The organism is Arthrobacter sp. JDC6 (assembly GCF_056484025.1).
In genome coordinates, this window is the sequence record NZ_CM151278.1 from 3,843,501 (window position 1) to 3,868,033 (window position 24,533).

Genomic DNA, 24,533 nt, shown 5'->3' on the forward strand with positions numbered 1-24,533 from the left:
TCTGCTTCACCTAACTCCGACTATTGCCCAGGATTGCCCCGGCCACAAGAGCGGATGTGTGCCATCTCATAAGGCGCCGGCGGAATGGCCGCAGGCGCGGCCCGGTTGTGCAAGGCATGAAGATTGAGATCTGGTCTGACGTTGCCTGCCCGTGGTGTTTCATCGGGAAGCGCCGGTTCGAGGCGGCCCTGGCAGCATTCCCCCACCGTGACGCCGTTGAGGTGGTGTGGCGGAGCTACCAGCTGGATCCCACCCTGCCGGAACACTACGACGGGACCGAGCTGGAGTACCTGAGCAGCCGCAAGGGCATGCCGTCACGGCAGGTCGCGCAGATGTTTGAGCACGTGGCGGAGCAGGCAAAAGGCGAAGGCCTGGACTACCGCTTCGACAAAGTGGTGGTGGCCAACAGCTTCACCGCGCACCGCCTGATCCACCTTGCAGCGGCGCACGGCCGGCAGGATGCGGCCAAGGAGCGCCTCCTGAGCGACCACTTCGAGCACGGCAAGGACATCGGCAGCCGGGACTACCTGTCCTCCCTCGGCAACGATCTTGGCCTGCCGTCCGATGAGGTGAAGGAGCTCTTCACCACGGACAAGTACACGGACGAGGTCCGGTTCGACGTCCAGGAGGCACAGGGCCTGGGCATCAGCGGCGTGCCGTTCTTCGTGATCGACCGCAAGTTCGGGCTGTCCGGAGCCCAGCCGGCGGAGACGTTCACCGCCGCCCTCGCCCAGGCCTGGCAGGCTGCCAACCCGCTGGTCCTGGTCAACTCCTCCGACGGCGGCGCCTGCGGCCCCGACGGCTGCGCGGTGTAGCGCCTTTTACTGACACATCGCGGTAAAGTGTCTGCATGCCCAGGATTTCAGCGGCCAGCAATGCCGAACAACGCGCGGACACCCAGCGGCGCATCCTCACCGCTTTTGGGGAACTCCTCTTCACCCATGGCCTCCCGGGGTTGACCATGACAGACGTGGCCAGGCATGCCGGGGTGGGCCGCACGGCCGTCTACAACTACTACGCAGACATCGAAGAACTCCTGATCTCCTACGCCCTGGATGAGACCGAGAAGTTCCTTTCCGATCTGCGTGAATCGCTGGCCCGGCTGGACAACCCCGTGGAACGGCTGGCCCTGTACGTCCGCGCCCAGGTGGTTGACCTCAGCCGCCGCCACCTCCCGCCCGGACCTGCCATGGGGGCGGTGCTGTCGCCGTCGTCCTTTGCCAAGCTCTCGGACCATGTAGGCGAGCTGAGCGTCCTGTTGCAGGACATCCTGCGCGACGGCATGGAGCAGGGGTACCTGCCGGTGGCGGACGTGGGCCAGCAGTCCCAGCTGATCCTGGGGACCCTGTCCTCCAGTGCGGCCAGGGGCAGCGACGAGCCGGCCGAGCTGGAAGCCCGCGTGGCCAGGACGGTGCGCTTCATCCAGTTGGGTGCGGGTGCGCGGTTCGACGACGACGGGCGGCCCATCCGGGTGGCGCAGCTTCCGCCAGCGGCGCAGCTTTCGGCAGTGGCGCAGCTTCCCGCAGTGGCCGGCTAAGGACCGGCTGGCTGGAGGTCAGGCCGCGGGGGTGACAGGCAGTCTGTTGGTGTCCGCTATGCGCCGGCTTTCCCGGGGGCAGCTGAGCTTTCCCGGCGTCTGGTCCACCAGATCCGGCGGGACCAGTGCCTTGTAGTCCTGCGCCAGGATCACGTCCACGCTGGCGTCGGTCCTGCCGTCCTGGAAGTAGTCCGACCCCGGCACGTTGCGCTGCACGGTGAATGCCGCCGACTGTCCGCCCGCACCTGACACCACGGCCGCCACACCCCGGTAGCCGGCGTTGGTATTCGAGACGTTCCCCACCACGAACTTCCGCGCCAGGAACTCGTCCGCCACCGAGCGCGCCAGCCCGGCCCTGGTGGTGGAGTTGTAGACGTTGAGGTTGATCTTGTCGTTGGGTACGTAGTCGAACATGGAGGCCGGGCAGGAGGAAACCGGCGCCGGGGCGGGCTCAGCGGCGGGGATCTTCAACCGGCCGTTGATGATGGCCATGGCAACGATGATGCCTGCGGCGATCAGGCCTGCCAGGAGGACCAGCACCACCCCGTGCAGCACGCGGCGGCGGACCCGGGCGGTCTCATCGGCATCCGCGGCCGCTTCCATGGCGGCGCGCAACTCAGGGCCGGAAACAACATGGTGGCCATGAAGGACACTCGGGTCCTTCGGCCGCCCCCTAGCCATCGAGCACCAGGACCCGGGCGTGGATCGCGGTGCGCTGGTGCAGGGCGGTCCGGACCGCGCGGTGCAGGCCGTCCTCGAGGTAGAGGGTCCCCTTGTACTGCACTACGTGCGGGAACAGGTCGCCGAAAAATGTGGAATCCTCCGCCAGCAGCGCTTCCAGGTCAAGGGTGCGCTTGGTGGTGACCAGTTCGTCCAGCCGGACCGGTCGCGGCGGCAGCGACGCCCACTGCTTGGGGGTGCTGTAACCATGGTCGGGGTAAGGGCGGCCCTCGCCCACAGCTTTGAATATCACCATGCCACAGTAGGCACCGCGCTGCCCCAGCGAAAGTGGCAGGGCGGACCGGCGCCAGGTTGTAGCCAAACAGTGACCATATGCCCTGCGCCCCGGCCGCTGGGCGGACACACAGCGGCAGCGCCTGCCGTGCTGACAGAATGGAACCATGACAGTATCCGAGTCCCCTGCCGCGCCCGTGCCCGGAATCCGCCAGCCGTCCGCGCCGCCGCTGGCGCTCCTGCTTGACGTGGACGGCCCCGTGGCCAGCCCGCTGACGCGGGACGTCAAACCGGACATCATCCTGGACCTGGTGGCGCTGGCCGCAGCCGGCATCCCCGTCATTTTCAACACCGGCCGTTCCGACGCCTTCATCCGCGAGCAGGTCATGGAACCGATGATCGCCGCCGGCATTCCAGCCGGAACTGTCATCCATGCCGTCTGCGAAAAGGGTGCGGTCTGGTTCAGCTACACCTCTGCCGGCCCCGGCCCCATCCACGTGGACCGGGAGCTTGCCGTTCCGGCGGCGTACGGCGAGGACATCCGCCGGCTGGTGGCGGAGGACTATGCAGCCCACATGTTCTTCGACGAAACCAAGCGCGCCATGGTGTCCGTGGAGCAGCACATCGATGTGCCCAGCGCGGACTACCTGGCCGAGCAGAAGCTCTTCGACGCCGAGGCCATGGCGCTCATGGGGCGCCACGGGCTGGGCGTTGTCCGCCTGGATCACCACGCACCGAACTCCGACGACGAGGTGGACTACCGCGTGGACCCCACCATCATTTCCACGGACATCGAGTCGGTGCGGCTGGGGAAGGATCTTGGCGCCAGCCGGGCGGTGGAGCTGCTGGCGGCCCAGGGCATCACGCCGCAGGCGTGGCGGACGGTGGGCGATTCCCGCACCGACTACGCCATGGCGGACTGGCTGCACCATAACGACCACCCGGTGAAGCACGTGGATGTGCGGCCGGCGGACGGTGTGCCGGCCAAGCCCTATCCGGTGCTGACCGCAGCGGACCTCGGGCTGGAGGAAACAGTGATCCACGACGACGCCGGCGGGGCCTTCCTGCGCAGCTGGCGTGAGGCGCTGGACGCCTGAGCCCCCTGCCGGGCCGCCGTCGAAACGTCGCCAAGGGGCTTCAACCGGGCCCCGAAACCTTCCGTTACTCCAGCAGGACTATCATGCAGTTAAGAATGCCCACTTCCACCAGCTCGGAGACAACCATTACAGAAGCACCGGTCCAGGACGAGGTCTACTACGGCGGCCAGGCGTCCGTGGAGGAACAATTTCACGCCGAGATCACGTCTCCGGCGGCAGAGCAGCGGCTCAGGCACCGCCCCGATGTCATCCGGCACAAGGGCCGTTTTGCCCTGATCAATGACACCAGGACTCCGTACCAGGCCATGGTGGAGGACCTGCTGTTCCTCCGCAATGTCCTGGCGAACGCGGGCCTCAACTATCTGCTGGTCCGTGGCAACAACGACCGCCCTGTCCTGGCCCTGGACTGGAAGGACCGGAAGAAGCTCCGGGCCGCCCTGGTGGAGGCGTGCCGGGACGAGCCCTTCTATTCCATGACCGTGGACGCCAAGAAGAAGACGTCTGTCCTGGTGGCCGACGGGGAGCTCTCGCCCAACCGGCAGGGCCGCATCTTCCGCCTGTACCGGCCCCGGGTGGAGCCGGTGGGCGGCTTCGAGTTCGGCGCCTCTGCCGGGGTGCAGATCGAACTCTGGTCCTTCGAGGGCGAGGAACTCATCCTTCCCATCGAAAACTCGCTGACCCGCAGGACCCTGCTGCGCCAGGACGCCGTCCGCGGCACCGTGGAACGCTACGGCCATACCTGGCCCACCATCGAGAACATGTTCGCCGACCACGCAAGCGACATCAGCTTCGACATCGACCTCGTCTTCTCCTGGGTGGACGGAAGCTCCCCGGAATACATTGCTGCCCGCCGCGCGCAGCAGCAGGGCGTCGTCCTGGGCGAAGGTGACGACCACGAGGCCCGGTTCCGGCAGATCAATGAACTCAAGTACGCGCTGCGGTCCGTGTACATGTTCGCGCCGTGGATCCGCCGCATCTTCATCGCCACCGACTCCCCCGCGCCTGCCTGGCTGGCAGAGCACCCGTCGGTCACCATAGTCCGCAGCGAGGAGTTCTTCGCTGACCCCTCCGTGCTGCCCACCCACAACTCCCAGGCCGTGGAGTGCCAGCTGCACCACATCGAGGGGTTGTCCGAGCACTTCCTCTACTCCAATGACGACATGTTCTTTGGCCGCCCCGTGGGCCCTGACATGTTCTTCACGCCCGGCGGCATCACCAAGTTCATCGAGGCGGAAACCAGGATCGGCCTGGGTGAGAACGCCGCTGAGCGCAGCGGGTTTGAGAATGCCGCCAGGGTGAACCGCAAGCTCCTTTGGAACCGGTTCGGCCGGATCACCACCCGCCACCTGGAGCACACCGCCGCGCCGCTGCGGCGCAGCGTGGTGGCCCAGATGGAGGAGGAGTTCCCCGCGGAGTTCAGCAAGACGGCAGCCAGCCGCTTCCGCGCTGCGGACAACATCTCCGTGACCAACTCGTTCTACCACTACTACGCACTGCTCACCGGCCGGGCCGTTACACAGACAGCCGCCAAGGTCCGCTACGTTGACACCACCATGCGCTCAGGGCTGAAATACCTGCCCAAGCTGCTGGCCAAGCGGAACATGGACTTCTTCTGCCTGAACGACGGGAGCTTCCCGGAGATCAGCGCGGACGAGCGCGCCGAAGTGGTCACGGACTTCCTGGAAAGGTACTTCCCCATCAAGGCGCCCTGGGAGAAGTAGCCCGGTCCAGGCTGTAGTCACCGCCTGGTGGACGCTCCGAGCTTGGCGTTGCCGCGCTGCTTGGTGGTCTCCGGGATCCGGATCCCCGCAGCCTCCAGCCGCCGGGCCGTTTCCTCGGGTGACACGTACTCGCCCACCGTTGGTGAAGCGCCCAGCGGGACCACGGAGTGCACGATGGTGTGCTCGTAGACGTGCACCAGGTTGAAGGCCTGGCCGCCGTCCTGCCCGCGCGTGCCTCCTACCGGGACGTTCAGGTCCTGGGTGTAGCAGGAGGCGGAAGCGACCGAGACGGGGACGCCGGCGAAGCTGGCCGTAGTGGAGTAGTGCAGGTGGCCGGCCAGGATGGTGCGGACGTCCGAGTTGCGGACCACTGCCTCCAGCGAGGCCTGGTCGCGCAGTTCCACAAGCACGGAAAGGTCAAGCACGGACGGGACCGGAGGGTGGTGGAGGGCCAGGATGGTGCCGTCCGGGGCAGGGGTTTCCAGCTGCCGGGCCAGCCAGTCCAGCTGGGCGCCGCTCAGTTCGCCGTGGTGGAAGCCCGGCACAGTGGTGTCCAGCGTGATGACGCGCAGCCCATTGATGAAGTAGCTGTGGTCCACCGGCTCGTCGCTGCCGGGCTGGTCGAGCAGGCCCTTGCGGAAGTTGGCCCGGTCATCGTGGTTTCCCATGGCCCAGATGACCTGGGCGCCGAGCTCCTTGCAGGCAGGGTCCACAATGGCCCGCAGTTTCACGTAGGCCCGGGGATCGCCTTTGTCAGCGAGGTCGCCGGTGAAGATGACGGCTTCCGGCCTTGCGCCGGATGCTTTGACTTCGTCGAAGAGCTGGATGAGCCTGGCTTCGCTGTCGACAGTTCCGTAGAGGGGGTCTGGACCTCCCAACAGGTGGGGATCGCTCAGGTGGAGTAGGAAGTGGCGTGGCCGGGGGTGTTCGGCCTCGATGTGCTCCATTGCTACCTCTATGGTCGGTGGGAAGCCGTTCTTCCCTTGTACCCTTCAGTAATATTTATCCAATCAGACATTTGGCAAACTTGGGGTAAATCGCCGGAGCTGATGTGGAAAAAGTTGGAAGAACTGCGCTTTTGCAGACCCGGCTCGGCCAGACCGCGTTTATCCGAGCTCCTGCTCGACCGCGTCGATGACCTCGGCCGAGTCCGGTTCAACGGTGGGGGCAAAGCGGGCCACCACCTCGCCGTCGCGGTTAACCAGGAACTTCTCGAAATTCCACTTCACCAGCCCCGGCAGCAGCCCCGTTTTGAACTTGGTGAGCTCGGTGTAGAGCGGGTGCTGATTCCTGCCCCGGACATCGGCCTTGGCGGTGAGCGGGAACGTGACCCCGAAATTGCGTTCGCAGAACTCCGCGATGTCGCTGTCGGTTCCGGGCTCCTGCCCTGCGAACTGGTTGCACGGAACGCCCAGGACCTCGAATCCGCGGTCCCGGAACTTTTCGTAAAGGGCCTCCAATCCGGCGTATTGGGGGGTGAAACCGCAGTTGGAGGCCACGTTGACCACCAACACCACTTTTCCCTTGAACTGGCTGAAGTCCGTCCGGGTGCCGTCGTTGAGGACCAGCGGGATGGGATACAGCGGCGCATGCCGTCGGGTCTGCGGAGGGTTGCTCATATGGACAGTTCGTTGCCGAGGTCCCACCGTACGGGTCCAAAGTGAAGATTTCCTAGGCCGGCGGGGTGGTGGCCGTCGCGCTTGGCGTCATGGTTGACGAGGTGGTTGCCGTGGGCTCGGGTTCTGCCGGCGGAGGCGCCAGGGTTGGGGTTGGCGTGGGGCTCGGGGTTGGGGTCGGGGTTGGTGTCGGTTCGAGGGTTGTCTGCGCCGGGCTCGGGGTTGGAGTCGGGGTCGGGGTTGGGGTCGGTTCGAGGGTTGTCTGCGCCGGGGTTGGCGTAGCGGCCGCTGGAGCGGTGGGCGATGGTTCAGTCGGCGTCGGAGTTGGACCAGGGTCAGTCGGCGACGGCGACGGCGTCGGGCTGGGTGAGGCCGTCGGAGTTGACGTTGAAGTTGCCGGGTCAGTCGGCGACGGCGTCGGGCTGGGCGAGGCAGTTGGATCACTCGGCGAGGCCGTCGGAGTTGCCGGGTCCGACGGGCTGGGCGAGGCCGTCGGAGTTGCCGGGTCGGTCGGTGACGGCGACGGGCCGGGCGCGGGGTCCGTGGGCGACGGCGACGCGGCACTCCCCGAAGGTTCAGCGGGTGGCGGGGCCGTCGTCGTCAATTGCGCGTCAGGGGGCGCAAGCACTACACCCGTCGCCTCCGAGGGCGCAGGTGCCGGTGCAAGCGGCAGGAGTGGCGGGAAGGGTGAAACCTGCAGCCCGGCAGCGGGGATTTCTCCGCCCGGATCCACCCAAAGGGGGATGGTCCAGCTGATCCTGCCGGCAGACAGCCCCTGGCCGGGCGCATAGGAGACCATGTCGGCAGGAAGGGCCCAGTTCATAGTGCGGAGCTGCAGGAAGCTCCATCTGAGGGGGTTTGTATACCGCCCGTTCAGGATGGCCTCGAAATGCAGGTGGCAGCCCGTGGACCATCCGGTGGTACCAACGCGCGCGATGACTTGGCCTGCCTGCACTGTATCGCCCGTATGGACGCCGATGGACTCAAGGTGGTTGTAGGTGGTGATGAGGCCGTCGCCATGATCGATCTCCACACGGTTGCCGCCGCCCCAGGGATGCCATCCGGCCGCGCGTACAACACCGGCGTCGGCTGCGTGGACGGGCATGCCGCAGGCCGCTGCATAATCCTGGCCCAGGTGGAAATCACCAGCAGTCCCGCTGATCGGGCTGACCCGGAAGCCGAACGGCGAACTCGGCTCGAGGAGCTGAAGCGGGGCCATCAAAAAGCCGGCTCCGGGCCTGCCCGTGCCCGCCGGCCCTACTGTCAGGGCCGCCGGGGCATCTGCGCCCGTACTTCCTATCGTCGTATGTGGGAAAGCCAGGGTGACCATAGGACTGGACAGGATGGCCGGCGGAAGGGCGCCGGCGCCGACCTGGTCCGACGCCGGCGGACCGGGTTCCCTTTGCGCTTCCCCGATGCTGTTCCCGCCGGATGTTCCGCCGGGGACTGCAGCACCCTCGGTCCCGGTGCCCGCAACTGATCCCGTCCACTGCACAGGCCCTGCCGGGCCGGCAGAAAGGTTGACGGCATAAACGGACGCCGCCAGCACCCCCGCCGCGGCGACGGCGCGTGCAACGGGGGGAAAGCTACGCTGGGCCGGCTTTCTGGTGCCGGGCGCTGGATTCTTGCCCAAGTGACTGACTCCACGTCGTGGCCTGCCGCCCGTTGTCTCGACGGTATGTCCCATGGGACCACAGCACCGCAGGGGTGGAAACCCCATGGGTGCACATTGCGGGTTTTTTGCGGGCGTTAGGGGGTTGGGAGTTTCCGCTGCTCAGGAGGCTGGTCGCGGTGCCCCTGCAGAAATGGGCAACAATGTCTCATGCGCAATGTCCTTCGAACATGGCAGGACGAAATCAAGAAGACCTTTTCAGGGAAGGCTGATGCACCACCGGACTGGTCGCTGCGGCTGGCGGAAGGCGACGACGCCGGCTACCACCTGCCCGGCTCGGCCGTCTGGGCAGTCCATGGCTCCATGACGCCGATCGTTGGCGGGATCCGGACACTGCTCATGCAGTCGCTGCACCCCGGTGCCCTGGCGGGAGTGCACGAACACTCCAACTTCCGGGAAGACCCCTTGCGCCGGCTGGCCAACACCATCCGGTGGATCTTCACGGTGACATACGGCTCAACGGCGGCCGCCGAGGAGGCAACACGGCGTGTCCGCCGGCTCCATGAGCCGGTCCAGGGCACCTACAAGGACAACGACGGCGGCACACGCACCTACAGTGCCAACGACTCCGGGCTGGCCGGCTGGATCCATATCGCCTTCACGGATGGCTTCCTGGCAGCCCATAAGATCTGGGGCGGACCCATTCCTGGCGGCCCGGACGCCTACGTCCGGGAGTGGGCCCAGGCCGGGCGGCTGATGGGAGTGGACAACCCGCCGCTGACCGAGGCGGAGATGCGCGGCCAGCTGGACCAGTGGTACACGCAGGGCGTCCTGCGCGCGGACGACAGGGTGAAGGAAACGGTTCAGTTCATCCGCAACGCTCCGCTGCATCCCCTGCTGAAGCCCGGTTACCGGATCCTGTTTGCGGCTGCCGTGTACAGCCTGGAACCCCGGTACCGCCAGATGCTCGGGCTTTCCGTTCCACGGCTGGGCCCCTTCCCCCTGCCCGTGAGGCTGGGCACAAAGGTGGTGCTCGGCGTCGTCCATCTTGCCCTGGGCGGGCTTCGCCGGCGGATGGGTCCCAGCGAACTGGCTGCGAGGCAGCGCCTGAGGCGGCTGGGCGAGCCTTTGGCGGACATGGCCTAGGGGGTCCACGACCAGGAGCCCATGACGGCGGAAAAGCAAGAACCCGGCCCCGGAATCATCGGGGCCGGGTTCTTAACCGGCGGAGAATGGGGGATTTGAACCCCCGAGGGCGTTAACCCAACACGCGTTCCAGGCGTGCGCCATAGGCCGCTAGGCGAATTCTCCAACTGCTTCTGAATCAAAAGCAGGTATTAGATTACCTGAACTTTTCCGCATCGCCCAATTGGGCTGTTCGGAGCAGGATTTCCGCGCTCCCCTGCCCGTGCCCGGAGACGCCTGCGCATCGCCCTTAAGCTGGAAATGGACGCCCCCAACGCGCCCATTCCCCGACGCACCGTTGAGCTGCCGGGTCCGTCCCGTTCAGCCAGGCCACGCAGCTCACAACCTTGAGATTGCCCCAATCGGTGTACATACCAATGATCGCGGCTGCCGGCGGGATAAGCAATGAAGACCGCCGTCTGAATAGCTTCCGGCACTGTGTTGTTCCCCAGAAGCGGGCTCCGGGCAGCAGGCGACGGCCGATTCGAGTCGAGCCGGATGTTCGGGTAAAGTAGCTCGCGGCCCCTCATGTGGCGTCATCCTGTTGAACTCCCCCAGGACCGGAAGGTAGCAAGGGTAGACGGGCTCTGGCGGGTGCATGGGGGGTCTTTACTATTCCCCCACAGGGCGGCATGATGTCGGCCCGGATTGGTAGGGTTTTCTCTGTGACAGTTACTACCGCCCTGTACCGCAGATACCGTCCCGACTCGTTCGCTGACGTTATCGGGCAGGAGCATGTCACCGAGCCGTTGATGACGGCTTTGCGGAAAAACCGGGTCAACCACGCCTACCTCTTTTCCGGCCCCAGGGGCTGCGGCAAGACCACGTCCGCCCGCATCCTGGCACGCTGCCTCAACTGCGCCCAGGGCCCTACGGACACCCCCTGCGGAACCTGCCCCAGCTGCGTCGAGCTGGCCCGCGGCGGTTCCGGTTCCCTTGACGTCATCGAGATTGACGCGGCGAGCCACGGCGGTGTTGACGACGCGCGGGACCTCCGCGAGCGCGCCACCTACGCCCCGGTGCGGGACCGCTACAAGATCTTCATCATCGACGAAGCCCACATGGTCACCTCCGCCGGGTTCAACGCCCTGCTGAAGATCGTCGAAGAGCCGCCGGAACACATCAAGTTCATCTTTGCCACCACGGAGCCGGACAAGGTCATCGGAACCATCCGCTCCCGGACCCACCACTACCCCTTCCGGTTGGTGCCGCCCGAGCCGCTGATGGCTTACCTTGAGCTCCTGTGCCGCCAGGAAAACGTTCCCGTCGCCCCCGGCGTCCTGTCACTGGTCATCCGCGCCGGCGGCGGCTCCGTCCGTGATTCGCTCTCCGTCCTGGACCAGCTCATGGCAGGCGCCGGACCCAATGGACTGGACTATGAGCTCGCCGTTGCACTGCTGGGCTACACCCATGCCTCGCTGCTGGACGACGTCGTGGAGGCCGTGGCCGCCTCCGACGCCGCCACAGTCTTCCGCGCCGTGGACCGGGTCATCCAGACCGGGCACGATCCCCGCCGGTTCGTGGAGGACCTGCTGGAGCGCTTCCGGGACCTGATCATTGTCCAGGCCATGCCCGAAAGTGCGCACGCCATCCTTCGGGGAATGCCCGCGGACCAGATCGCCCGCCTGCAGAACCAGGCCCACAACCTTGGCGCCGCCGAACTCTCGCGGGCCGCGGATGTCACCAACACGGCCCTGACCGAAATGACCGGAGCCACGTCCCCGCGGCTGCACCTGGAACTGCTGTGTGCCCGGATCCTGCTGCCCAGCTCGGAACAGAATGAGCGCGGCATGGCGGCCCGCATTGACCGGGTGGAGCGGCGGCTCAACTACACAGGGAACGACGTCACCGCTCCGGCGGCCCAGGCTGCTCCCGCAACGGCAGTGCCGGCAGCCGCACCTGCCGCCGCCACCCCGGGCACCTCCTCGCCCGACCCCCTGCACCCAGCGGTGGCGGCCGGCCCTTCCGTTCAGGCGGCACCACAGCCACAGGCCCAAGCCATCCCCACGCCATCCGAACCCACCCGGCCCGGCGCTGCCGAGTCCATTCCGGCCCAGGCCGCGCCCGCCCGGCCTGGCACTGACGCGCCCCGGAGCCCGCTGACACCGCCGCGGGTAAGCACCAATGACTGGCCTGTCGAGGACCCGGCGCGCCTCGGGACACCGGAGCGCCCCGCCGCCGCACGCACCGGCCAGGCAGCGCCCCAAAGTAACGCAGCGCCCCAAAGCAATGCCGTGCCGTCCAGCAGCGCAGCACCGCAAGCCAATGCCGCGCCGCCAAGCAACGCAGCAACGCCAGCCATTGCCGCATCCCGGTCTCCGGAGGACCGGCAGGCTTCCGCCCAGGCAGCGGTGCCGCCGCCGCACCAGGAGGCGCCCGCCAGGCCCGCCCCTGCGGCTCCCGCGGCCATGGGTGACGTGGAGGTCCTCCGCAGGGCGTGGCCGGATGTCCTGCAGGCACTGTCCAAAATCAAGCGCAGCACCTGGGCCCTCGTTGAGCCCAACGCGCAGGTCGGCGCCTTCGACGGCAGCGTTGTGACCTTGTCCTTCACCACGCCGGGACTCGCGGGCGCCTTTGGGAGGGCGGACCACTCGGACAACCTGCGCCAGGCCATCCACAAGACCGTCGGCATCGACTGCCAGATCAACGCGGTTTCCGGCGGCACCAGCCAAACGAGCTCTGAGCCAAACCCAAAAGTGCCGTCCAGCCCGGTGGTTCCGGCCACTTCAGCTGACGTTGCCTGGGGGCTTGCTCCTGCCCCCGCGCAGCCTGTCCCGCCGGCGCAGGCTCCCACAGCCGCCCCACCCGCGGCTCCGGCGGGGGGAAGCCCTGAGAGCCCCGCCGCTGCCCGGAACCCGGTGCCTGCCCAGGGTCCCGCTGTTGGCAGAAGCTCCGGGAGCACAGCTGTTGCCGCAAGCCCGGAAGCCGTACCGGAGGGGACTCCCGCTGTGGCCGGCTCTCCAGGCGCAAATCCGGTGACCGACGCCGGCGTGCGCGGCCACGGGGACGCACAGCCCTCCCGTCCCGGCGCCCAGGGCCCGGGAACAGCAGCCGGCGCCTCAGGCCCGGACACCGGCCAATCCCCCTACCCGTCGGCAGGTGGCGACTACTCCTACTCCGACGACGACTGGGGCCCGCCGCGGGATGAGGACGCTCCCCCGCTGGATGAGGAACCCCCGATGGACTGGGTGCCCGCCACGCCGTCCGGCAACCGGGCAACGCCACCACCCCCCGAGGTGGGCGGCAGCCAGGAACCGTCAGGCTCCCGCGGTGACGCCGCTGCGCGCCCCCGGGAGGCAGCAACCAGTGGTTCCACCCCGGACACCGTTGCCCAGCCCGGCAGCACAGATGCGGGTCCGGCCCACGATCCCTGGACGCGGGCTGTGGAACAGGCCCCCGGCGTCTGGGTTGTCGGAGACAAGAGCAACGTGGGTGCCAACCCCGCACCCGGCTCTGTACCCGATAACATCGGAACACAGGCCGACGTTCCGCATTACGCCCCTGCAACAGCCCAGGTACCGCCCTCCATCCCCGTTTCACCCGCGGCCGCGGCCCCTGCCCCTGCCGCAGCAGCGGGATGGGGTTCGGGCACGAGTACGGGTTCCACCGCAGGTTCCGCCCCGGGGGCAGTCTCCGGCCCCGGTCGCGGCGCGCCCGCCGCGGGATCCTACCCGGCGCAGTCCCCCGCCTCCGCTCCCGCGCCGGAATTCGCCATGGCCTCGGCGGCAGCCGCCCCGGTGGCCAAGGCAGCGGTTGCGCCCTCCCGTCCCCAGCCGGCGGCGGCTGCACCCGTGGCCGGACGGACTGAAACGCGGCAAAGCCTCTACCAGCGGCTGTCCAACAGCCCAGAGGCTGAGGCAGGACGGGCGAAGGCACCGGCCAGGGCCGCGTCCGCACCCAGCGCCTATGTCCAGGACGTGCCCAGCGCCGACGATGAAACCATCGAGGAGTCCGGCGTCTTCGGCCGGGCTGCCGTGGAACGCATCCTGGGCGGAAAATTGATCGAGGAGCGGTCGCTGGACGGAAGCCCGGTCACGCCACGCTATTGACGGCCGGCAAGGTCGACCGCCGGCGGGCAGCCCCGCAGCCATGACCAACTGAGTGTTCCACCCGCCATCCACACCAAACTAAAGAGGGAAACGTGTACGAAGGTGCTGTCCAGGAGCTGATCGACGAGCTCGGACGCCTTCCGGGGGTGGGCCCCAAGTCCGCACAGCGGCTGGCGTTCCACATCCTTGAAGCCGACCCCCAGGATATGAAGCGGCTGGTGGAAGCAATCACCACCGTCAAGGAGCGGGTCAAGTTTTGTACGGTCTGTGGCAATGTCACGGAGCAGGAACTGTGCAACATCTGCCGCGACCCGCGCCGTGATCCCGCGATCATCTGCGTGGTGGAGGAATCCAAGGATGTCCTGGCCGTGGAGCGCACCCGTTCGTTCCGCGGCAGGTACCACGTGCTGGGCGGTGCCATCAATCCCATCGCCGGCGTGGGACCGGAACAGCTGCGGATCCGCGAGCTGCTCACACGGTTGAACGACGGCGAAATCCAGGAAGTGATTATCGCCACCGATCCCAACCTTGAGGGCGAGGCAACGGCTACTTACCTGGCCCGCATGCTCAAGACGATCGGCATAGCCGTCACCCGTCTTGCCTCCGGCCTGCCCGTGGGCGGTGACTTGGAGTATGCGGACGAAGTCACCCTGGGCCGGGCCTTCGAGGGCCGGCGCAACGCCCTGGGCTGAGCGCAGGCGCCCGGTTTTTCCGAAGCACGCCCTTCAGGCCGGATCACCCCGTGCCCCGTCGCGGCGCCGCGCTGCGCGGTAACCTCCCGCCACGACGGCGCCGGCAATCGCCGCCTGGCCAAGGAGCCCCATCCCGGGCATGGGCGCCCGGGGCTCGTCCCGGCTGCGCGGTTGCCCCTGCACGCATGGCACCTGCATCCCGTCCGCAGCTTCCTGAATCGCTGCGGGCACCCATCCCAGGACCCGGCCGGCGCGGTCTGCCTCCGCCCCAGCCATCAGGAACAGGACGGGCGGGCTCAGCGCCGGGAGCCACATCAGACGCTCGGTGTGGTAAACCTCGCTGATGCCGGCCTCGATCTCGGAGCATCGGAAGGCCACGTGGGTTCCGTCGCGCGCCCGTTCGACATTCAGCGCCACCGTGACACGTTCCTCCGCCCGGACCAGGGGCAACAATCCGATGGCTGCGGCCGGGGCCCCTGCCACAAAGGCCAAGGCCAGCAACCCGCCGGCGGCATTCGCCAGGCGCGGACGTCCAGCCCATGCGGAGAGCCCAGCGCCCATGGCACCAAACACCCCGCACTCCACCAGGACGACGCCCGCAGAAACGGCCGCCACTGCCCCCGAAGCGCCCGCGATCCAAGCCTGCACCAGCAGTACACCGAGAACAACAGCTGCCAACACCAGTCCCCGCAAAGCCGTGGCCAGCAGTACCGCCAACAGGGCAAAACCTCCGGTACGCCCCCTCACGCCGCGGAACCTGCCCTCCGCTCGCACGCCCCAGGCAACAGCGGGCAAAGTGGCGGTCGCCGGCATCAGGGCTGACGCCAGCGAGTAGACCAGCAGGGGAAAGACTTCCGGACCGGCCCCGCCGCCCAGGGGCGCAAGCAGGACCACGGAGCCGGCAGCAGCCCACGTGCACAGGACCGCGGCCGCCACCGTAAACCAGAACCGGATGGTTGTCAGGCTGACCAGCCAGTCGGCCAGTCCCTTGACCAGGCTTGTCCTTGCGAAGCCCGGGCGTGGAGACCCGGAACGGTCGGTATCCAGGCCCTCGTTGGCGCTTTCCCCGCCGCGCTTATCCGCGTCCGGGCCGATCGGCTCAAAAAGCGGCTCCTGGGGCATTCCTGCAGTTGGCTGCGGGTCGTCGGCCACTACGGAATCCTCCATATCTCCAAAGGACCCCCGGCCCTGTGCCTGCCAAGGTCCGGGCTACGGCCCGTGAAGCCGGGTAACTGGTCCCATCGTGGTCCACCACCCCGGGCCTGTCCATAGGAACCGTCGTGGCCGGTATGTGGTCACAATTCAACGCCGCTCCGGGCGCGGCGATAAACTGTCGGAGGAAAGTCGCGCCGTCCCGGCGTCAGGCTGCCTGGTTTCCCAGAACTCCAATTGATCCAATGAAGGTACGCGCATGAGTACGCCCACTGCCGAAGTGCACAACGCAACCCAGCCCCAGGTGGCCCCCGCCGCCGGCGCGGTGACGAAACAGCTCATCGTGCAGAAATTCGGCGGGTCCTCCGTTGCGGACGCCGACGGGATCAAGCGCGTGGCAAAGCGCGTCGTGGATGCCCAGGAAGCCGGCAACGAGGTAGTCGTAGTCGTCTCAGCCATGGGTGACACCACTGATGAACTCCTGGACCTCGCTGCCCAGGTGACCGACTCCGCCCCCGCCCGCGAAATGGACATGCTCCTCTCGGCCGGTGAACGCATCTCCATGGCCCTGCTGGCCATGGCCATCAACAAGCTCGGCGCCTCCGCCCAGTCCTTTACCGGGTCCCAGGCAGGCATGATCACCGACGGAATCCACGGCAAGGCCCGGATTATCGACGTCGACCCGCACCGCATCCGCACCGCCCTGGACAAGGGCCACATCGCCATCGTGGCAGGCTTCCAGGGCATGAGCCGGGCCACGAACGAAATCACCACGTTGGGCCGCGGCGGCTCCGACACGACGGCGGTGGCTCTGGCGGCTGCCCTCGAAGCGGATGTCTGCGAGATCTACACCGACGTGGACGGAATCTTCACCGCCGATCCGCGCGTGGTCCCGTCGGCACAGAAGATCGACACCATTTCCAGCGAGGAGATGCTGGAGCTCGCCGCCTCGGGTGCCAAGATCCTCCACCTGCGCTGCGTGGAATACGCCCGCCGGTTCGGCGTCCCCCTGCACGTCCGTTCCTCATTCAGCCAGCATGAAGGCACCTGGGTCATCCCCAGCGCCGACGACAAGATCACCACTCAAGAGGGAGTTGCCTTGGAGCAGCCAATCATCTCCGGCGTTGCGCATGACCGTTCCGAAGCGAAGGTCACCGTGGTCGGCGTCCCCGACATCCCCGGCAAGGCCGCCGCAATCTTCCAGGTCATCGCCGATGCACACTCCAACATCGACATGATCGTCCAGAACGTGTCCACCCATGGCACGGGCAAGACCGACATCTCCTTCACCCTGCCCATCGTTGAAGGCGCGGACGCCCTGGCCGCACTTCACGCTGCCCAGGACCAGATCGGTTTTGAGGCCATTGAATACAACGAGCAGATCGGCAAGCTCTCCTTGATCGGTGCCGGCATGCGCTCCCACCCGGGCGTCTCCGCCACCTTCTTCAAGGCGCTGTCCGACGCCGGCATCAACATCAACATGATCTCCACCTCGGAAATCCGCATTTCCGTGGTGACCCACGCCGACCTGCTGGATGAGGCTGTCCGCGTGATCCACAAGGCGTTTGGGCTGGACACTGAAAGCGAAGCGACGGTTTACGGGGGCACCGGCCGCTAAGGACTCAACGAAAAAGCCGGGCTGCCTCTCCTCCCACGGGAAAGGCAGCTCGGCTTTTTGGTCTTACCGTGCGCCTGGACAGGTTTAGCTTTCGCGTTCCAGGTCTTCGCGGCGCACCGCGTAGTGGTGGCCGGTTGAATCGGTCTCGACCACGAAGTGCGAGAGTTCCTCTTCGGAGGCCTGTTCGAACTCATCATGCTTGTGCACTACAGGCGCATCGGCATCCAGCCGGGTGGCGGGACCAAAGACAAAGCGCAGCCTGTCAGTCAGGCTCATGAAACCGCTGAGGACATGTGCCACTGTTTTCCACCCCCTTCCCGGACCTCGGGCGAAAGTGCAGCAGGCTCCGGCAGGAGCCAGTGCCCTTATTTTAGACCCGGGGCAGGAAAAAGGCGCCTGTTCGCGGCGGAACGGGCTGCTAGCGCAGGGACCGGTCTTCGGGGTTCCGTGGCACCACGTAAGTGCTGCCGTCCGGCCTGGTGATGGTTTCCCACTGCTGGGTTTCCGCCTGGCGCTGGACCAGCAGCCGGCGGTTTTCTTCGGTCATGTCGTGCGCCAGCGCGGTGCGGCTGGCGGGACCGAAAACCGCCCGCAGCTTGCCTGTGGCGCGCATGAAGCGCTGGGAAGCATTGCCCTTGCCTGCGGACTTGTCCCTGCCCATGAAGAGGCTTCCTTCCACTCACTGTTCACCTCCAACAAATGTACACTAATGATTAGTGCACTAACAATGGAGGACGTATGACCGCCGCAGCAGAAGCGCAAACGGAAGAACACTCTGCAGAAGGGCCATCCGGGGTGCAGGAGGACGACCTGCTGCTGGAGCACCAGCTCTGCTTCGCCCTCACGGTGGCTGCCCGCAGTGTGGTGGGGGCCTATAAACCCGTGCTCGAGAAGCTCAACCTCACCCATCCGCAATACCTGGTGATGCTCTGCCTGTGGGAAGACAGCCCGCGGACAGTAAGGAACATCAGCGAGGCCCTTGCCCAGGAGCCGGCCACCATTTCCCCGCTCCTCCGGCGGCTGGAGGCAGCGGACCTGCTCACGCGGCACCGGGCGGACGGAAACGAGCGCGCCCTCGCCGTCGAACTCACGGCCAAGGGTGCCGCCCTGCGGCAGCAGGCGCTCAAGGTACCGGGGACCATGATGGAGCGGCTCGGGCTGACCCGGGAGCAGGTGACGGAACTGCACGCGTCCATGATGGGCCTGATCGCTGCGACGTCCCGTTAAGTGCCGGCAGGACCCGTCCCGGGCACGTCGGCAGGGCGTCAAGCGACTAGAATAACCAGACCAAGGAGAGGAAGCCTGATGCGTAGTTTCCGCATACTCGCCACGGTCCTGGCAGTTGGCGCCGGGCTGATCACCGGTTGCAGCGGCACTCCTGACAATGGCACGTCCGCCTCACCTGCGCCCTCCACCTCCGCAGCCGGAAGCTCATCCGCAGGCTCCCCTACTCCTTCCCCGGACACCGAAACGTCGGTACCGGCTCCCGCCCCCACCACGTCGCGGCCAAGTGCCGGCCCGGGGCAGGGAAACGCTGAACTCGCCATCACGGTGGTGCCGTCCCAGGGCGCGGATGAACTCGACTACACCCTGGTTTGTTCCGCCGGCACCCCTGCCGCGGAAAGCAGCCACCCCAACGCTGCCGCGGCCTGCGCAGCGCTGAAAGCCAACCCGGCCATCCTGTCCCCGGCGGCCCCGGGAACTTCCCAACCCTGTACCCAGCAGTACGGCGGCCCCCAGAAGGCAACCGTGACGGGCATGGTTGACGGTGTTGCCGTGGACTCCTCCTTTGCCCGGACCAACGGATGCGAAATCAGTGCGTGGGACGCTGCCAAGGACGTGCTGGGTGCCGCCGGTGGAGCCTCTTAAGCTCCTGGCGGCAGACAACGCCCAGGCGAGGGAAGAAGCCCACCTGCAGCGCGTGTGCCGCTACGCCGATCCCTACCTGGCCCGACGGTCCGCTGGCCAAAAACACCCGGTGGAGGATTTTCTCTTCACCTATTACACGCAGAAGCCGGGCCAGCTGAAGCGCTGGCACCCCGGCGCCGGAGCGGTCCTTACCGGCGCCCAGGCAGCCACGCGGCTGGGGTGGAAGCATTACAGGATGCTCGACGACGGCGAGCTCGCCTCCCTTGGGCTGGCCGCGGGAAGCACCGCGGCCACCTTCGATCGGCGCGCCTTCCTGGCCGACCGCAAGGATGCCGTGGCCTTTGCCGGCATCATCCTCCGGGGGACGGCGGCCAGGCCGGCACAGTTCGGCTGTTTCGGCCTCCACGAGTGGGCCATGGTGTACCGCCAGGACAAATTCGACCTCCGGCATGAGTATCTGCAGCTGCGGCTGGGAGCGGCCGGCACCGACCGGGTGGTGGAGGAGAACAGGATCCGCTGCACCCATTTCGATGCGTTCCGCTTCTATACCCCCGACGCCATCCCGCTCAACGAACACTCCCCCAGCCGGGACACGCAGCGCCACATGGAACAGCCGGGCTGCCTGCACGCCAACATGGACCTTTACAAGTGGGCGTACAAGCTGCTGCCTGCGCTGTCCAGTGAACTGGTCATGGACTGCTTTGAACTGTCCTGGCGGATCCGGGCCATGGATATGCAGGCTTCCCCGTACGATCTGGCTGGCTGGGGCTATCCGGCCATCCCCATCGAGACGCCGCAGGGCAAGGCCGCCTATGTCGAGCACCAGCGTGCCTTCGCCACGGAAGCGGGGGCCCTGCGGGAACGGCTCGCCGCGGAAATCGGGGCCGTGTCGGACGGAGCGCCGCATTGATCGACCTGACCATCCGAATCCGCGAGGCCCCCGATGCGCCGGAGCATGTGTTCCGGCTGGTAGCCACGGATGGCGCCCCCGCAGCCGGGACCACGCTGCCCCGACCTGGAGCAGCCCTCGCCGCCGTGGAGCGGTTCGGTGAAGGCATCTTCTTCCCCAAACCTGGTCCTCCCAAGCTGTGCACCCAGCAGTACGGCGGCCCGCAGGTTGCCACGGTCACCGGAACTTTCCATGGGCGCCACGTCAACTCGACCTTTACCCGCACCGACGGCTGCGAGATCGCCCGCTGGAAGGCCATGGCACCTTTACTGGGCGGCACAGCCACTTAGCCTTCCGCTGCCTGGCCTTCCCGCCGGCAGGAACGAAAAAAGGTCCCGGGCGGCCTGATAGCCGCCCGGGACCTCCCCCCATGCCTTCCGGATCAGGTTGCGGGTACCGCCTGGGCCAGGTCAAGCCGGGGAGCGCCGGCCGGGGCGGGGGCAGCGCCCTGTCCCACCTGCACGTTCACCCAGGTTTTGATGCCGTTGCTGCCAAGGCTCAGCCGGGAGAGGTAGGAGCCCTCCTGGAGTCCGGTCCAGCTCAGGGTCGCCGAGGTGGCGGTTCCGTTCGGCGCCACGATGGGGTTCGGGTTCACCGTGAGGTTGCCCGCGTCACCGGCGAAGGTCACAGCCTGGACGGACGCGGTGGCCGGCCCATTGTCCGGCGTGGCGTAAAGGTTGGCCACCACATAGTAGGTGCCCGCCCGCGGCGACTCCAGGTCCAGGAATTCACTGGCCGAGGCAGTGGCCACCTGGGTGGCCGTCAACCCGCCCGACGCGCTCGGTGCGTAGACCACCATGTCCCAGTCGACGTCGTTCGACTGTGCCTGGATGCCCAGCCGCGCAAACGAGGCACCGGCCGGCACCTTCACCTGGAGCAGGGCGTTGTGCGCGTCATTCGTGGCCGCGTACTCGCCCGGGGTCTTGGTGATGGCGGTCTGGCTCAGTGGTGCCAGGCCCTCCACGCCGACGGCGATGGGGTTGTCGGAGCCGGATACGAGCTCCATCGTGCCGCTGCCGGTGCCCGTGGCCGAGCTGAAGGAGAACGACGGGGCAATCTGGGCATCAACAGGACGGATGGCAATAGGGGACGTAACCGTCCGCGGGCCCTTCCAAGTGAGGCTTCCAGTGCTGAACTTGCCAACCGGTCCGCTGACGTTCCGGATGGTGACGGTGACTTCACGGGTCTGGCCGGCCCTGGCGAAGTTCAGCGCCTTGGGTTCGACGTTGACGTTGAAGCCCGGCATGTTCACCTCGGGGTGGTACATGCCCGGGACCAGGGCGGTCAGCTTGCGCTTCACCTGGACTTCGCCCACCAGGCTGCCCAGCGCGATGGAGGGCAGGTTGAGGTCGCGGGCGGCAATGCTGCCGGCCTGCGGCGCTCCGGTGTCAACGCCCTGCCCGTTCAGGAAGCCGAGCCAGTCCTGGATCCCGGAGTCGTAGACCAGCCCGGGATCAAGGACGCGGGTGGAATCGATGTGGCCGGCGCCGCCCTGGAAGGGGTCGGTGTTGGGCGAACCGTCGGCATTGACCAGAGGGTAGGCGGTGGTCATCATGGCGGACTTAACCATTGCCGGGGTCCACTTCGGCTGCTTGCCCAGGACCAGGGCACCGAAACCGGCGATGTGCGGTGCGGCCATGGAGGTGCCGGACATGAACCCGAACTGGTCGCCGTCGTTACCGATCGTGGAGACACCGGCCAGGACGTTGACGCCCGGGGCGGAGATGTCCGGCTTGAGCAGGTCGCCGCCGGATGCCAGGGTGGGCCCGCGGGACGAGAAGCCCGCGATTTGGGGTGCCGCGGCTGGTGGCAGACCGGTCAGGTCGCCCTTGACCAGGCTGACGGTCAGCGCCGGATTGGCTTCCAGCTTGGACTTCAGCTCCAGGCTCTTGGGGGCATTGACGTGGACAGTTGGAACAACGTGGTTGTCTGCGTCCTCCGAGCTGCTGGTGAGGTTCACCAGGATCATGCCCACGCCGCCCTTGTCCAGGACCTCCTGGCTCTTGGCGGTGCGGTCCACCACGCCGCGGTCGCAGACCACAACCTTGCCGGCCACCTTGGAGCCGTCAAGGGTCCCCGGGCCGCAGAGGTTCGGGTTTGCCGCACCCGCGGCCGCGGCGGCCGCGGCAAGGACAACGGGCTTGTCCGCCACTTCCGACTTCATAATGGACGCTCCGCGGTACAGGGAACCGTCGGACACCTTGACCGTTCCCAGCAGGTCGCTGGGGAAGGTGGAAGCAGCCACGGTGGTCAGCCACGGTGAGGCATGGTTCACGGTGGAGGCCGCAGGGCCGGAGTTGCCTGCCGAAGCCGAAACGAAGACACCTGCGGAAGCCGCGTTCAGGAACGCCAGCGCCACGGGATCGGTGGTGCTGTTGTTATTGCCCGATATGGAGTAGTTCAGGACATCGACGCCGTCCTTGATGGCTGCGTCCACGGCCTCGACCGACGCCGAGGAGTAGCAGCCGCCCGTGTCCGGGTTGGTGTCCTCCCAGCAGACTTTGTACACCGAGACTTTGGCTGCGGGGGCCACTCCCGAGCTCTTGCCGAAGCTGGTTCCATCGATCACCTGCTCGACATTGGCATTGCCCGCCGCCGTGGTGGCGGTGTGGGTGCCGTGGCTGCCAACGTCCACCGGGGAAATCTGCTCTTCCGGGGCACGGTTTCCCGGCGCCACGTACTGCAGGAAGGAATCGGCGAAGTATCGGGCGCCGATGACCTTGGTATTGCAGAGCGAGCCGTCAAACCCGGCCCCGGTGCCCTCGCCTTTTTGGCATTCCCCTTCGAAGGTGGTGCCGTCCGCTTTGAGCATGGCAATCCTGCCATCGCCGGTGCGGTACGGGACGCCCACCTGCGGGTCACCCTGCAGTGGCTTCACGGGTTCGCCCTGCAGGAAGGGGTTGTCCGGTGCGTACCCCGAGTCGATGACACCCACCACAACGCCCTTGCCGGCGTTTGCCTGGCCGCCGAACTGTTGGGCCCATGCGCCGTCCGGGCCGGTGAGCTTGAGGAAGTCGGTGGTGGTGTAGTCAGGCTTGTTTTCGACATCGGGTGAAACCACCAGGACGCGGTTGTCCTTGGACAAGGCTGCCGCCTGCGTTGCGGTCAGCTCGGCAGTGAACCCGTTCAGTGCTGCGGTGTACTGCTTTGCGGGGCTGACACCCTGCGCCGCTGCGACTTCACGCTGCTGGTTGCGAAGGTGGGCGTCGTAGGCCTTGTAGTTGGGGCTGCCGGCGTCGAGCTTCCTGCCCTGCTGGGGCTTGGTGGCTCCCAGTCCGGCAACTCCCCCTTCGTACGCCGCGGCAGCCGGGCCGGCCAGCACCACGATGTACCGGCCGTCCTTGAATTGGCTGTCCTTCGCAGTGGAGGAGGCATTTTCCGTACCTTGGCCGCCGGGTGCCGCCGACGCGGGACCCACGGCCATGGAGCTAAGGAGAAGGGGCAACCCGACGGCCAGTGCGGCCGCTTTCCGGAGGCCCCCAGCCCGCGAGGGGCTCTTTCCAGTTGATTTCACGTGCAACCCTTTCACGATGTACCGCCCAGCCTTGGTGGGCAGCCCGAACGACTGGAACTGCAGAGGGAATTACAGGTTTTGTAATTTGCTGAGACCAGACTGTTCACAGAGTACAGACTGAGAGCACGATATGACATAGGGCACATTCGAGAATTTTCCGCTTGTCATACGGGGTGGGGCGTTGGCCCGCAGGACCCGGAAACAGGCATGGAAAAGGGCGCCCCGAAGGACGCCCTGGCAAACGAGAGACCGCAGGCGAAACTACTGGCGGGGAGTGCGCACCACGTCACTGATCCATTGCCTGGTTTTTTCATCCACAGGACCGGCTACCCGCGTCTCCCGGGCCAGACGGTCCGCCTTCACTTTTTGAAACACCATCCTGCCCAGGCCGGCGAACACGGCCGCGGCGACCATCGGCAACAGCACGGACTTCGAATTTTCTCCCATTCAGCAACTCTAGTGAACGCCCTCCGGCAACTCCATAACCCCGCCCAGGGGCGCCCCCGTCCCCGGTTCATTCCCCGCCGCCCGGCTGCCCAGGAGGCCGGATGCAAAGGGGTGCGCCCGGCCCGGTAGAATGGTAAGGCAAGCTCGCGGAGCGCCCGACCTCATGGTGAACCAACGCAGGTGACCAACAGTCCCCCCAACCCCGGTACGGCGTGAGACGGCACCACTCCGCTGCGCCCTTACCCAAGCTCACGCACAGGAGTTGCCGGATGCCCCGGATCGTTGTTGACGTCATGCCCAAGCCCGAGATTCTGGACCCGCAGGGGAAGGCGATCGTCGGCGCTCTCCCCCGGCTGGGCTTCACCAGCTTCAGCTCTGTCCGCCAGGGCAAGCGTTTCGAACTGACGGTCGACGGCGAGGTGACCGAGGAAATCCTGGCCCAGGCCCGCGACGCCGCCGAGACCCTCCTGTCCAACCCCGTGATCGAAGATGTCGTCAACGTCGAGGTCGTCGAGGCCTGA

The 24,533-nt window shown here is 66.8% G+C and carries 23 protein-coding genes, 1 tRNA gene, 1 other RNA gene and 1 pseudogene; 15 read left to right on the forward strand and 11 right to left on the reverse strand.

Translation table 11 applies throughout. The features are described from left to right. The first annotated feature begins 116 nt into the window (after positions 1-116). Together ACV095_RS17700 and ACV095_RS17705 are read left to right on the forward strand one after the other, a co-directional pair. Positions 117-815 (forward strand): DsbA family oxidoreductase, encoded by a 699-nt coding sequence (locus ACV095_RS17700; RefSeq protein ID WP_478222397.1) that lies wholly within the window; start codon positions 117-119, stop codon positions 813-815. Between the two features lie 35 nt (positions 816-850). Then, positions 851-1,537 carry a TetR/AcrR family transcriptional regulator gene (locus ACV095_RS17705; RefSeq protein WP_223993709.1) on the forward strand — a complete coding sequence of 229 codons (687 nt, stop codon included), beginning with the start codon at positions 851-853 and terminating at the stop codon, positions 1,535-1,537. An 18-nt stretch (positions 1,538-1,555) separates the two neighbouring features. Here the strand turns inward: ACV095_RS17705 and ACV095_RS17710 are convergent, their stop codons facing one another. Continuing rightward, the gene (locus tag ACV095_RS17710) at positions 1,556-2,218 is read right to left on the reverse strand and encodes a LytR C-terminal domain-containing protein (protein WP_026266166.1); all 663 of its coding nucleotides are present in this window, start codon (positions 2,216-2,218) and stop codon (positions 1,556-1,558) included. Then, positions 2,211-2,510 (reverse strand): type II toxin-antitoxin system VapB family antitoxin, encoded by a 300-nt coding sequence (locus ACV095_RS17715; protein WP_026266165.1) that lies wholly within the window; start codon positions 2,508-2,510, stop codon positions 2,211-2,213. The genes ACV095_RS17710 and ACV095_RS17715 overlap by 8 nt, the downstream gene beginning before the upstream one ends. 148 nt (positions 2,511-2,658) lie before the next feature. On the opposite strand from ACV095_RS17715, the gene ACV095_RS17720 reads away from it, so the two are divergent. Both ACV095_RS17720 and ACV095_RS17725 read left to right on the forward strand, forming a co-directional pair. Next, positions 2,659-3,588: a hypothetical protein gene (locus tag ACV095_RS17720; protein ID WP_478222398.1), complete on the forward strand. Its 930-nt coding sequence runs from the start codon at positions 2,659-2,661 to the stop codon at positions 3,586-3,588. 95 nt (positions 3,589-3,683) lie between these two features. Continuing rightward, complete coding sequence (locus ACV095_RS17725; RefSeq protein ID WP_018771865.1) at positions 3,684-5,309, forward strand: stealth family protein; 1,626 nt, start codon at positions 3,684-3,686, stop codon at positions 5,307-5,309. Between the two features lie 17 nt (positions 5,310-5,326). On the opposite strand, the gene ACV095_RS17730 is transcribed toward ACV095_RS17725, so the two are convergent. Next, the gene (locus tag ACV095_RS17730) at positions 5,327-6,256 is read right to left on the reverse strand and encodes a phosphodiesterase (protein ID WP_018771864.1); all 930 of its coding nucleotides are present in this window, start codon (positions 6,254-6,256) and stop codon (positions 5,327-5,329) included. Positions 6,257-6,415: 159 nt separating this feature from the next. After that, entirely contained in the window at positions 6,416-6,928 is a 513-nt protein-coding gene (locus ACV095_RS17735) for a glutathione peroxidase (protein ID WP_478222399.1), read from the reverse strand. 65 nt (positions 6,929-6,993) lie between these two features. On the opposite strand from ACV095_RS17735, the gene ACV095_RS17740 reads away from it, so the two are divergent. Then, the gene (locus tag ACV095_RS17740) at positions 6,994-7,716 is read left to right on the forward strand and encodes a hypothetical protein (RefSeq protein ID WP_478223493.1); all 723 of its coding nucleotides are present in this window, start codon (positions 6,994-6,996) and stop codon (positions 7,714-7,716) included. A gap of 122 nt (positions 7,717-7,838) precedes the next feature. On the opposite strand, the pseudogene ACV095_RS17745 reads toward ACV095_RS17740, so the two are convergent. Further along, positions 7,839-8,645, reverse strand: a pseudogene (locus ACV095_RS17745) (M23 family metallopeptidase); the annotation flags it as partial. Between the two features lie 102 nt (positions 8,646-8,747). Here ACV095_RS17745 and ACV095_RS17750 point away from each other — a divergent pair. Next, entirely contained in the window at positions 8,748-9,683 is a 936-nt protein-coding gene (locus ACV095_RS17750; protein WP_478222400.1) for an oxygenase MpaB family protein, read from the forward strand. A gap of 80 nt (positions 9,684-9,763) precedes the next feature. On the opposite strand, the gene ACV095_RS17755 is transcribed toward ACV095_RS17750, so the two are convergent. After that, positions 9,764-9,848, reverse strand: a tRNA-Ser gene (locus ACV095_RS17755). 391 nt (positions 9,849-10,239) lie between these two features. On the opposite strand from ACV095_RS17755, the gene ffs reads away from it, so the two are divergent. The 3 genes from ffs (at position 10,240) to recR (ending at position 14,463) form a co-directional block, all read left to right on the forward strand. Then, positions 10,240-10,336, forward strand: an RNA gene (ffs, locus tag ACV095_RS17760) — signal recognition particle sRNA small type. 21 nt (positions 10,337-10,357) lie between these two features. Next, entirely contained in the window at positions 10,358-13,771 is a 3,414-nt protein-coding gene (locus tag ACV095_RS17765; protein WP_478223474.1) for a DNA polymerase III subunit gamma and tau, read from the forward strand. Between the two features lie 92 nt (positions 13,772-13,863). After that, positions 13,864-14,463: a recombination mediator RecR gene (recR, locus tag ACV095_RS17770; RefSeq protein ID WP_018771859.1), complete on the forward strand. Its 600-nt coding sequence runs from the start codon at positions 13,864-13,866 to the stop codon at positions 14,461-14,463. 33 nt (positions 14,464-14,496) lie between these two features. On the opposite strand, the gene ACV095_RS17775 is transcribed toward recR, so the two are convergent. Continuing rightward, positions 14,497-15,630, reverse strand: coding sequence for a hypothetical protein (locus ACV095_RS17775; protein ID WP_478222401.1), 1,134 nt, complete (start codon positions 15,628-15,630; stop codon positions 14,497-14,499). A gap of 244 nt (positions 15,631-15,874) precedes the next feature. Here ACV095_RS17775 and ACV095_RS17780 point away from each other — a divergent pair, with 244 nt between their 5' ends. Beyond that, on the forward strand, positions 15,875-17,233 hold the full coding sequence (locus ACV095_RS17780) for an aspartate kinase (protein WP_018771857.1): 1,359 nt from the start codon (positions 15,875-15,877) through the stop codon (positions 17,231-17,233). Between the two features lie 84 nt (positions 17,234-17,317). On the opposite strand, the gene ACV095_RS17785 is transcribed toward ACV095_RS17780, so the two are convergent. Next, positions 17,318-17,533: a hypothetical protein gene (locus tag ACV095_RS17785; RefSeq protein ID WP_018771856.1), complete on the reverse strand. Its 216-nt coding sequence runs from the start codon at positions 17,531-17,533 to the stop codon at positions 17,318-17,320. A gap of 118 nt (positions 17,534-17,651) precedes the next feature. Beyond that, positions 17,652-17,894 (reverse strand): hypothetical protein, encoded by a 243-nt coding sequence (locus tag ACV095_RS17790; RefSeq protein WP_018771855.1) that lies wholly within the window; start codon positions 17,892-17,894, stop codon positions 17,652-17,654. A 77-nt stretch (positions 17,895-17,971) separates the two neighbouring features. Between ACV095_RS17790 and ACV095_RS17795 the strand changes: the two genes are divergently transcribed. The 4 genes from ACV095_RS17795 (at position 17,972) to ACV095_RS17810 (ending at position 20,341) form a co-directional block, all read left to right on the forward strand. Further along, positions 17,972-18,460, forward strand: a complete 489-nt coding sequence (locus ACV095_RS17795; protein ID WP_018771854.1) for a MarR family winged helix-turn-helix transcriptional regulator — start codon at positions 17,972-17,974, stop codon at positions 18,458-18,460. Between the two features lie 78 nt (positions 18,461-18,538). Beyond that, positions 18,539-19,102, forward strand: coding sequence for an SSI family serine proteinase inhibitor (locus tag ACV095_RS17800; RefSeq protein ID WP_018771853.1), 564 nt, complete (start codon positions 18,539-18,541; stop codon positions 19,100-19,102). Further along, positions 19,080-20,012, forward strand: a complete 933-nt coding sequence (locus tag ACV095_RS17805) for a 3-methyladenine DNA glycosylase (protein ID WP_478222402.1) — start codon at positions 19,080-19,082, stop codon at positions 20,010-20,012. The genes ACV095_RS17800 and ACV095_RS17805 overlap by 23 nt, the downstream gene beginning before the upstream one ends. After that, positions 20,009-20,341 carry a subtilase-type protease inhibitor gene (locus ACV095_RS17810; RefSeq protein ID WP_134165167.1) on the forward strand — a complete coding sequence of 111 codons (333 nt, stop codon included), beginning with the start codon at positions 20,009-20,011 and terminating at the stop codon, positions 20,339-20,341. The genes ACV095_RS17805 and ACV095_RS17810 overlap by 4 nt, the downstream gene beginning before the upstream one ends. Positions 20,342-20,433: 92 nt before the next feature. Here ACV095_RS17810 and ACV095_RS17815 read toward each other — a convergent pair whose 3' ends face one another. Continuing rightward, positions 20,434-23,565 carry a S8 family serine peptidase gene (locus ACV095_RS17815; protein WP_442781104.1) on the reverse strand — a complete coding sequence of 1,044 codons (3,132 nt, stop codon included), beginning with the start codon at positions 23,563-23,565 and terminating at the stop codon, positions 20,434-20,436. 261 nt (positions 23,566-23,826) lie between these two features. Further along, a complete protein-coding gene (locus ACV095_RS17820; protein ID WP_018771849.1) occupies positions 23,827-24,012 on the reverse strand; it encodes a hypothetical protein in 186 nt (61 codons plus the stop codon). Positions 24,013-24,281: 269 nt separating this feature from the next. Here ACV095_RS17820 and purS point away from each other — a divergent pair, with 269 nt between their 5' ends. After that, positions 24,282-24,533: a phosphoribosylformylglycinamidine synthase subunit PurS gene (purS, locus tag ACV095_RS17825; protein WP_015935902.1), complete on the forward strand. Its 252-nt coding sequence runs from the start codon at positions 24,282-24,284 to the stop codon at positions 24,531-24,533.